We start from the raw sequence: 9,069 nt of genomic DNA, 5'->3' as shown, positions 1-9,069 counted from the left end.
TAATCAAAACTCTCCGACTTTCCGCTATCGAAAAGGTCTGTGGAGCAGTCAAGTATCACCATGACTTCAAGCCCCTCGCTAAGCTCACCGTCGCAATAATATGTAAGCACTGTGCATACTGTCTTTTTGTCTGTGAGCTTAATTTCGGCCGTGTTGTCGCCTATGGTCTGTACTGTGCCGAAAAAGCTGGGGTAGTCACTGGTCGTGAGCGGCTCATACGTCTTTGAGCCGTCATCATTTACCGCAACAAGTAAGTTGATATCCTCAATAATAAACTTGCCGTCGGTAAAAAGATAGCCGCCGAACATAACATCATCAGCACTTTCGGGATATTTCCCTTTCTGCCACTCCTCAAGATCGTTGAAGTCAGCCGTGATAGTCCGATTTGCATTGCTAAGCTCATAGACAGAGCCGCTCTTGTGGCAAAGCTTGTAGTCATACTCTTCCGCAGGCACGTCCGCCTTGATGTCCTCATACATTCCCGAAGCGTATTTCTCGCCGTTAGGACTTACAACATCACAGCTGTATATTTTGGTTATGCCCTCGTCCGTAACTATCTCCGCAGAAATGGCCTCGCCGATATCGTTGTTTATTATTGCTTGGGATAAGCTTTTTCCATTCACATATTTTTCATCATGTTCAAAAAGCTCACTGTCCATTTCAAGCGTGTATTCCTTGTCATCACAAACAAAGGTGAGCTGTCCGTTATCGTAAGCCACAGCCTCAGCCTGCAAAGTCACCCTGCTGTCCAAAAGGCTGCCAGCCCTGCTTTCCTCATTCGATACCACCACCGCAGATGAATTATTCTCGCTGTTATTATTACTATTTCCACAAGCCGTAAGACAGATTATTCCACCTATCACAGCAATACAAAAAATCCGCTTTGTGATCATGCTATTCACCTTTCGTTCTGACCTACTGAACATCAATAAAGACCTCGCCGCTGAGAGCATTCACCTTGATATATTCCTTTGCACCCTCGCCGCCCTTTATCTCGAAACACCACATAGGCTCAAAGGTTTTTGATGTCTTGTTGTATTCCTCCGCCAGCTGTTCAGCCTTAGCAACATTGTCCTCTTCGGTCATATCCAATGCAGGCTGATTTGCAAGACAGCAGTACATAAGCTCAACATTTGAAAACTCATAATATGACCCTTTTGCAAGCTCCGTCTCAAGAATTTTCACCGCCTCGTCAAATGGTATCATCTTAGTTTTCTCCGTCTTATCAAGTATGTTAAGGGGTGCATTGGCATTAATAAAATCAAATTTGCCGTCCTCCCCAATAGAGCCTGTTACCTGCAAAAACGTCCAGTAACTCATATTATTTTCGTTGTCCGCCCGACTGTATGCATAGGGCGAATACTGAAAAGGCACATTTTCATAGTCAAGACTTGCCGTAAAATCAATTCTGCCCACAGTGTCATTCACCGAAAACTCTTTGGTATTGATCGTAAAGTCCTTATAAAAATCAGCAATATAATTGTTTAATCCACTGTCGATATCAGTCACATCAATGGCTTTGCCACCTAAAGTAATGCCGCCCTCGTCAAGCCCCACAACATAAGTCTGTCCGCTACTGTTTTCTTGAAACTCATAGTCAGCGGAATAAAGTGCAATATCCATACCCCAGTATGCAGATGTGTTTATTCCAGCTTGATAAACTATTCCGCCATTTTCAGTTGAAAGTGCACTTTCGTCGAAATCGTCGCCATAAAAAGTCTTGAATAACTTTTCCGCATTGGTCATATCATCATTTTTCAAAGTATTGCAGGACAAAGAATATACCTTCTCAAAGTCCACTTTGCTTATCTTTTCTGGCAGCTTAAAACTGCTGTGATCGCTGCCAAGCAACTTATTACAGCCGTCATAAGCCTGTTCCACAGGCTCAAGCCTTGCATCATCTGTACTGTGGTTATTGGATTTGTTGTCCTGAGATGAACAACCAAAAAGGAAAAGAAAAAGCAGAGATATAACAACGCCATAATTTTTTTTCATTATTTCACGACCTTTACTAATATTATGAGCGACTATCGGCTGATAAATTTCAGACAATATGTCGCTCATATGTTATTTTAAGTGCATATATTAATAACCAGAAGTACTTCCAGAAGCAGATGTTGCTTTTGAAGCATTTTTAGTTATAGAAACAACGTTTTTAGCATTCATGCCAACTATTATCTGATACCACGAGCCTGTAGTCTTCTGTGTACCCGTAGATGTTGTGATCAAATTCCAAGTGTTGTTTTTCCAAACATAACCCTTGGTCGTAACTGTAGTATTTTTACTTGCAGTCAATTTGGTATATGTAGTGTATTTACCAGATTGTGTTGTTTTAAAATTAAGTGTTTTTGAAGTCACGTTATCGCTTGAAGGTGCTCCCGGCGTGTTGCGAAGACTAAATGCTTTACTATCTGCCGCACTAGCCCCAATAACCATAGAACTCATCATCATAACAGCAGCACCCATAGCTGCGACTCTCTTAACGATATTTTTCATATTAAACGTTTTTTCATAATATAGGTGTGATTTTCTTCAAGTTTTGTTGCAGAGTAATTTAACTTCATCATATCACACAATTATTGCAACGGATAATTGTGCATAATAAATATTTATATCTTCATTGGACTCAGCACATTTCTTTTTTTGCAATAGACTTTTTTATCTATGTACACATTATTTTAACACATATAACACCAAAAGTCACTATATTCTGCATATTTCTCTCATATGCACAAGAGCTTTGTATAGCTGAACAAATATTGCGTTCTAAATTATTTCATTTTACATAAGTTGATTGTTAAATGCTTGTTAACATCAACACGGAAGTTGAAATAGCCATTTAAAATAAAATGTTGACTTGTAGGATTTTTAATGGTATAATATAAAAAATATGTGGAAAGGATCATATATGATGAGGGTTGAACTTATTACTCATACACCTGAGCCTGAAAAGGTGGTTGCTACTGCTGCAAAACTTTGCTATTCAAGCAGTGATATCGCCTCGCTTAGAGAGGGTCTTACGGAAGAAAAAACAAAGAGCTTTATTGAAAGGCTCGTGTCTATTGGTCACGAAAGCCCTATGGAACACGTTTCTTTTACTTTTGGCATAGAGGGGATATCCCGTGCCTGCTCTCATCAGTTGGTAAGACACAGAATTGCGTCTTACTCTCAAAAAAGCCAGCGTTATGTAAGTGAAAGCGGCTTTGAGTTTATCACGCCACCGTCAATAGAGGCTGTGCCAGAAGCAAAGGCTGAATTTGACAAGCAAATGGATCAGCTACTTGAGTGTTATAATAAGATTGCCGACATACTTACAAATACACATGAAAAGGCATTTTTAGAGCAGGGTATGTCTAAAAAGGATGCACTTAACAAGGCTAAGAAAAAAGCCTATGAGGACGCAAGATTTGTTCTTCCAAACGCTTGTGAAACAAAGATAGTTGTGACAATGAACGTCAGAACACTGTTTAATTTCTTCCAGCATAGATGCTGTAACAGAGCACAATGGGAGATAAAGGCTGTGGCTGATGAAATGCTCAGACTTTGCAAGCAGGCCGCTCCTGAGCTTTTCAAGAACGCAGGTCCGTCATGTGTAATGAAAGGCAAGTGTCCAGAGGGCGCAATGAGCTGTGGAAAAATGGCTGAAGTAAAGAAAATTTACGGAGAAATGAATAATGTTGAATAGATCTGGACTTATAGTTCTTGAGGGACTTGATGGAAGTGGAAAATCAACTCAGTTTGAAAGGCTTTCTGCTTATTTCAGTGAAAATGACATAAAGCATAAGGCTATAAGCTTTCCTGACTATGATAATCCGTCGTCTGCGTTGGTAAAGATGTATCTTAATGGTGAGATAGGCAAAACGCCTGCTGACGTGAATGCCTACGCAGCTTCAAGCTTTTACGCTGTTGACAGATACGCTTGCTACAAACAATTTTGGGAGCATGACTATAAAGAGGGAAGTCTTGTACTTGCAGCGAGATATGTTACGTCAAACTGCATTTACCAGATGACAAAACTGCCGAAAGAGCAGTGGGAAGATTTTATAGGCTGGCTTGAAGATTACGAGTATGACAAACTTGGGCTTCCAAGACCTGACAAGGTGATATTCTTGGATATGCCAATAGAGATATCTCAAAAGCTGATGTCGGGAAGATACGGCGGAGATGAAAGCAAAAAGGATATCCATGAAGCAAGTGTGGAGTATCTGAAAAAATGCCGTGAAGCCGCTTTGTTTACCGCTGAGAAACAGGATTGGGATATTATTCTTTGCAGCAACGGAAGCGAGCCTTATACAAAAGATAGAATTTTCGGAGATATTCTGGGGTTAATCAATAGAAAGTAATGTGTGTTTAATGTTTGATTTCAGAAAAATAAGTTTTGAGGACAAAGAATGGATAACCAAGTGTCTTGCAGTATCAGATTTCAGAGGAGCAGAATATTGCTTTGCAAATAATATGGCGTGGCAAAGACTTAATGACACTGTAATAACACATCATGGTGATTTTTATATAAGCTGTTCCTTTGAGGACGGTCAGCCGTATTTTACATTTCCTGCAGGCGTTAAAATAGACATTGAGGGCAAAGAGAAATATATCAGGCTTTTTGATGAGCTTAAAGAATATGTTTCCGCCCAGGGAAAGCCGCTTATCGTATCTTCTGTAACAGATGATAACCTAAGCTGGATAAAAGAATATTATGGTGATAAAATCATCTGCGAGTATGATAGGGACAGTTCAGACTATATTTACAATGCTTCCGACCTTATCGAGCTTAAAGGCAAAAAGTATCACGGCAAGCGTAACCACATAAAGCGTTTCATGGACGAGCCTTGGGAATACAGAGAGCTTACTGATAAGGAAATAGACAGCTGTATTGAATTTTCGGCTGAGTTTTATAATAAGAATGACAACGCTGACGATCCTTCGGCGGTGGTTGAGCAATATGCTATTGATCTTTTTCTTACGAATATGGATAGGCTCGGACTTAAAGGCGCTGTGCTTTACAGAAATGATAAAATGACAGGCTTTACGGTTGGTGAACAAATAAATTCGGATACCTTTGTGGTGCATATAGAAAAAGCACTCGCTGACGTTCAGGGTGCATATCCTATGCTGTGTAGTCAGTTTGCGTCGCATAATGCAAAGGGTCTCAGCTTCATCAACAGGGAAGAGGATCTAGGAATAGAGGGTCTTAGAAAGTCAAAGCTTTCTTATAATCCTGCTTTTCTTTTGAATAAAAATGTAATTACTTTCAGATGATCGAAAGGAGTCATTTGTTATGGTTTATGTATTTCTTGCCAATGGTTTTGAGGAAATGGAGGCTCTTGCCCCTGTGGATCTGCTCAGACGAGCAGGCGTTGAAGTTTTTACTGTAGGTGTAGGCTCTGATATGATAGTAAGCTCACACAACATTCCTGTCAAGACCGATACAACAGTGGATAAGATAGTTCTTAATGACGAGCTCGAAATGATAGTTCTCCCAGGTGGTATGCCGGGTACTTTAAATCTTGAAGCAAGCCCTGATGTGCTAGGTGCAGTTGATTACTGTGCTGATAATAACAGATACATTGCCGCAATATGTGCCGCTCCGTCCATAATCGGTCATAAGGGTCTTCTTGACGGCAGATATGCAACTTGTTTTCCAGGCTATGAGAAAGATCTTAAAGGTGCGATACATTCTGCCAGACTTGTGGCTGTTGACGGTAAGTTCATCACTGCAAAGGGCGCAGGCTGCAGCATGAAGTTTGCACTCAAGCTTGTAGAGCTTCTTGTTTCAAAAGAAAAGGCAGAAGCCCTTGAATCAGGTATGCAGAGCAAATGACAGATAAAAAAGCTTTAAGAAAGCATTTCAAAGAGATACGTCTTAGTATGTCTGCGGAAGAAAGAAAACAGGCAGATGTGGCTGTTCAGCAAGCTTTCCTTGACAGCGAGGAGTATAAAAGCTGTACAACTGTGCTTGCATATGTTTCCTCTGATATTGAAGTGTCTACGGCGGAGATAATAAGAAAGGCGCTAAAGAGCAAGATAGTGCTATGCCCGAGATGTGAAAAAAACGGCAATATTATGTATTTTTACAGAATAAACAGCACCTATGATCTCAAAGAGGGTAGGTTTGGCATTTTTGAGCCTGATGAAAGTTGTGAGAAATACTGCGTTTTTGACAATGCATTGTGTATCGTGCCTGCGCTTTCGTATAATAAAGACGGATACAGGCTTGGCTTTGGTATGGGCTTTTATGACAGATTTTTGGCTGATTATAATGGCATGAAGCTAGGTTTATGTTACGATAACTGTATGTCAGAAAGCTTTTGTCATGACGGCTATGATATCTCTGTAGACAAGGTATTTACTGATAAGGATATATATACTATAAACACAAAGGAAAGGAAGTAAATAATGGACGATCTGAATTTTAATGTTGACGATATAATAAATGATGTCAACGCAAAGATAAAGTCTGCCGAGAAAAATGAATCGGACGAAGAAAGCGTTGAAGCAGAGCCTATCGCTGACACTGAGAACAGTTCCGAAGACTGTGAACAGGCAGATAATACTGACGAGAAACCACAGGAAACTCCAGAAGCGACCGATGACAAGCCTGAACCTATCCTAGCTTTTCACGAGGACAAGTCAGAGGAAGACAAAAGCGAGGAAGACGAGGATAAAGAGCCTGAGAAGCCCGAAAAGCAAGAAAAAAAGTCAAAAAGCGGCAAGAAGAAAAAGAAAAAAAGAAAGAAAAGCAAGGTGAATAATTCGGTGTTTGGCGGAATTATACTTGTTATAGTAATTCTTACAGTCTCTTTAGTGCTTGCAGTGGGCGGCATTTCTATTGGCATGGAGTATTATGGTATCGGAAAAACTGACGAGGATATCAGATTTAATATCCCAGCAGGCTCAACAAACAGTGAGATAGCTGATATACTTGTAAATGAGGGAGTTATAAAGAACAAAAAGCTGTTTATGCTTGCTTTGAAATTTGAAAAGCCCGCAGCTATATATCCTGGTGATATCACACTTCAGCCATCAAGCGGATATTCTGAAATAATCGAAAAACTTTCACAAATGAGAGAGTCATATAAGACTGTAAGCATTACATTCACAGAAGGAGAAAATCTTCTTGACATAGCTAAAAAGCTTGAAGATAATGAGGTCTGCACTGCTGACGACTTCCTGTTTGAATTCAATAAAAATCAAGGCTTTGACTTTGAAAATGATGTTGATGATAACGGTGATATGTTCTATCGCATGGAAGGTTATTTCTATCCTGATACATATGAGTTTTATGTGAATGACAGCGCAGGAAACGTTACCAAGAAGCTTAGAGAGCAGTTTGAAAAGAAATACAAAACTGTCAAAGCTAAGATCAAAAATTCCGGTATGTCACTTAACGAAGTTATGACCCTTGCTTCTATCGTTCAGCTTGAAGCCGCTTCTGAGGACGAAATGCCAAAGGTAGCTTCGGTATTCCTGAACAGACTTGACGACCCTGACACCTATCCTATGCTCCAGTCTGATACAACAACAAATTATATTAAGAATGTTATAAAGACCGAGGCTGACAACACAGCTTCTATCGAGCATTATACCGAGTGTTATGATACCTATAAGTGCAAGGGCTTGCCGGCAGGACCAATATGCAACCCTGGTATGGCTGCAATAAACGCTGTTCTTGAGCCTAAGAAGACTGATTACTATTACTTCTGTAATAATCTTAAGACGGGCGAAACATTCTATGCAAAGACACTTGACGAGCATGAGGAAAATCTTGTTAAGGCTGGACTTGCAAAGAAAAAGTAATAAAGGATTGAAATTTTAATGACTGAAAATAATTTGCTTGAAGTTCTTGCTCCTGTGGGAGATATGGAACGTCTGTATGCGGCGCTGGATTTTGGTGCTGATGCAGTTTATCTTGGAGGTACGGCTTTCGGAATGAGAGCCGCCTCTGCAAGCTTTGACGCTGAGCTTCTGAAAAAAGCCTGTGACGAGGCTCACAGCAGGGGTAAGCGTGTGTATCTGACCTGCAATACGCTTCCCCATAATGACGAGATAGTGCATTTAGAGCAGTTTGTGAATGACGCTCTTGCGGCAGGCGTTGACGCTATGATAGCCAACGATATCGGTGTTTTCTCACTGATAAAAAAATATGCACCTGATATGGAGATCCATGTTTCCACACAGGCTGGTATAGTAAATTATGTTACTGCAAATGAATTTTATAACATGGGTGCTAAGAGGGTAGTGCTTGCAAGAGAGCTTTCTCTCGAGGAGATCGCCGAAATAAGAGCAAAGACCCCTAAAGATCTTGAAATTGAGTGCTTTGTACATGGCGCAATGTGCGTAAGTTTTTCAGGCAGATGTTTGCTTTCCCAGTACCTTGTAAACCGTGACGCAAATCGTGGCGAGTGCGCACAGCCTTGCCGCTGGGGATACCACCTTATGGAAGAAAAGCGCACCAATGAGTTTTATCCTGTTTTTGAGGACGAAAAAGGAACTTATATCCTCAACGCCAAGGATATGTGTATGCTCAACCACATTGATAAGCTTGCAGAGGCAGGCGTGAACAGCTTTAAGATCGAGGGCAGAGCTAAATCTTCGTATTATGTGTCCGTTATCACAAATGCCTACAGAAAGGCTATGGATATCTATAAATCTGATCCAGAGCATTTTGAGTTGCCACAGTGGCTTAAGGATGAAGTTTTCAAGGTAAGCCACAGAGCATACTGTACAGGATTTTTCTTTGGTCACCCAAAGGAGAGCCAGTATTACGAAAACGGTGGGTATATTCGTGAATATGATGTTGTGGCTGTGGTTGACGGTTGTAGCGGTGGAAGAATATACTGTACTCAAAAAAACAAATTCAACAAGGGCGACGAGATTGAAGTGCTTTCACCTGTTGGTAGCCCTGTGAAGTTCACCGTGGAGGAAATGTTTGATGAATACGACAACTCCATAGATACTGCAAATCATGCAGCTATGAAGATGTCGATAAGATCAGATCTGACGTTCCCAGAACATTCTATAATTCGTATGAAAAAATAGCAAAAAAGCCATGTGATTTTCCTCACATGG

The 9,069-nt window shown here is 40.6% G+C and carries 10 protein-coding genes; 7 read left to right on the top strand and 3 right to left on the bottom strand.

What is annotated here, in order from left to right:
• The 3 genes from AB5Z01_RS02460 to AB5Z01_RS02450 form a co-directional block, all read right to left on the bottom strand.
• Positions 1 to 893: hypothetical protein (locus AB5Z01_RS02460; protein WP_368365312.1), on the bottom strand; the 893-nt coding region annotated here is incomplete at its 3' end.
• Between the two features lie 22 nt (positions 894 to 915).
• Complete coding sequence (locus tag AB5Z01_RS02455; RefSeq protein WP_368365311.1) at positions 916 to 1,995, bottom strand: hypothetical protein; 1,080 nt, start codon at positions 1,993 to 1,995, stop codon at positions 916 to 918.
• A gap of 90 nt (positions 1,996 to 2,085) precedes the next feature.
• On the bottom strand, positions 2,086 to 2,466 hold the full coding sequence (locus AB5Z01_RS02450; RefSeq protein WP_287216329.1) for a hypothetical protein: 381 nt from the start codon (positions 2,464 to 2,466) through the stop codon (positions 2,086 to 2,088).
• Between the two features lie 445 nt (positions 2,467 to 2,911).
• Here AB5Z01_RS02450 and thyX point away from each other — a divergent pair, with 445 nt between their 5' ends.
• From thyX to AB5Z01_RS02415, 7 genes are read left to right on the top strand one after another with little or no spacing between them, the layout of a single operon-like run.
• A complete protein-coding gene (gene thyX, locus AB5Z01_RS02445; protein WP_287216335.1) occupies positions 2,912 to 3,685 on the top strand; it encodes an FAD-dependent thymidylate synthase in 774 nt (257 codons plus the stop codon).
• Positions 3,675 to 4,343 (top strand): deoxynucleoside kinase, encoded by a 669-nt coding sequence (locus tag AB5Z01_RS02440; RefSeq protein ID WP_287216330.1) that lies wholly within the window; start codon positions 3,675 to 3,677, stop codon positions 4,341 to 4,343. The genes thyX and AB5Z01_RS02440 overlap by 11 nt, the downstream gene beginning before the upstream one ends.
• Positions 4,344 to 4,353: 10 nt before the next feature.
• Positions 4,354 to 5,259, top strand: a complete 906-nt coding sequence (locus AB5Z01_RS02435) for a DUF2156 domain-containing protein (RefSeq protein ID WP_287216332.1) — start codon at positions 4,354 to 4,356, stop codon at positions 5,257 to 5,259.
• Between the two features lie 19 nt (positions 5,260 to 5,278).
• Complete coding sequence (locus AB5Z01_RS02430; RefSeq protein WP_022286914.1) at positions 5,279 to 5,821, top strand: DJ-1 family glyoxalase III; 543 nt, start codon at positions 5,279 to 5,281, stop codon at positions 5,819 to 5,821.
• On the top strand, positions 5,818 to 6,393 hold the full coding sequence (locus AB5Z01_RS02425) for a 5-formyltetrahydrofolate cyclo-ligase (protein WP_195389169.1): 576 nt from the start codon (positions 5,818 to 5,820) through the stop codon (positions 6,391 to 6,393). Before AB5Z01_RS02430 ends, AB5Z01_RS02425 begins: the two co-directional genes overlap by 4 nt.
• Positions 6,394 to 6,396: 3 nt before the next feature.
• Positions 6,397 to 7,797: an endolytic transglycosylase MltG gene (mltG, locus tag AB5Z01_RS02420; protein ID WP_195389170.1), complete on the top strand. Its 1,401-nt coding sequence runs from the start codon at positions 6,397 to 6,399 to the stop codon at positions 7,795 to 7,797.
• An 18-nt stretch (positions 7,798 to 7,815) separates the two neighbouring features.
• Entirely contained in the window at positions 7,816 to 9,039 is a 1,224-nt protein-coding gene (locus AB5Z01_RS02415; RefSeq protein WP_181981574.1) for a U32 family peptidase, read from the top strand.
• Positions 9,040 to 9,069 lie beyond the last annotated feature (30 nt).

This window comes from Ruminococcus sp. RTP21359st1_H3_RTP21359_211015 (assembly GCF_040909065.1).
In the GTDB taxonomy this organism is placed as follows: Bacteria; Bacillota; Clostridia; order Oscillospirales; family Ruminococcaceae; genus Hominimerdicola; species Hominimerdicola aceti.
Note: the sequence above shows the minus strand (reverse complement) of the source record. Positions and strands in the feature narration are given on the sequence as shown.

Bases quoted from the DNA above. Each gene is read 5' to 3' on its own strand.
- AB5Z01_RS02450 (WP_287216329.1), bottom strand. From the start codon at position 2,466: ATGGGTGCTGCTGTTATGATGATGAGTTCTATGGTTATTGGGGCTAGT.
- AB5Z01_RS02440 (WP_287216330.1), top strand. From the start codon at position 3,675: ATGTTGAATAGATCTGGACTTATAGTTCTTGAGGGACTTGATGGAAGT.
- AB5Z01_RS02425 (WP_195389169.1), top strand. From the start codon at position 5,818: ATGACAGATAAAAAAGCTTTAAGAAAGCATTTCAAAGAGATACGTCTT.
- thyX (WP_287216335.1), top strand. From the start codon at position 2,912: ATGAGGGTTGAACTTATTACTCATACACCTGAGCCTGAAAAGGTGGTT.
- AB5Z01_RS02455 (WP_368365311.1), bottom strand. From the start codon at position 1,995: ATGAAAAAAAATTATGGCGTTGTTATATCTCTGCTTTTTCTTTTCCTT.
- AB5Z01_RS02435 (WP_287216332.1), top strand. From the start codon at position 4,354: ATGTTTGATTTCAGAAAAATAAGTTTTGAGGACAAAGAATGGATAACC.
- AB5Z01_RS02415 (WP_181981574.1), top strand. From the start codon at position 7,816: ATGACTGAAAATAATTTGCTTGAAGTTCTTGCTCCTGTGGGAGATATG.
- AB5Z01_RS02430 (WP_022286914.1), top strand. From the start codon at position 5,279: ATGGTTTATGTATTTCTTGCCAATGGTTTTGAGGAAATGGAGGCTCTT.
- mltG (WP_195389170.1), top strand. From the start codon at position 6,397: ATGGACGATCTGAATTTTAATGTTGACGATATAATAAATGATGTCAAC.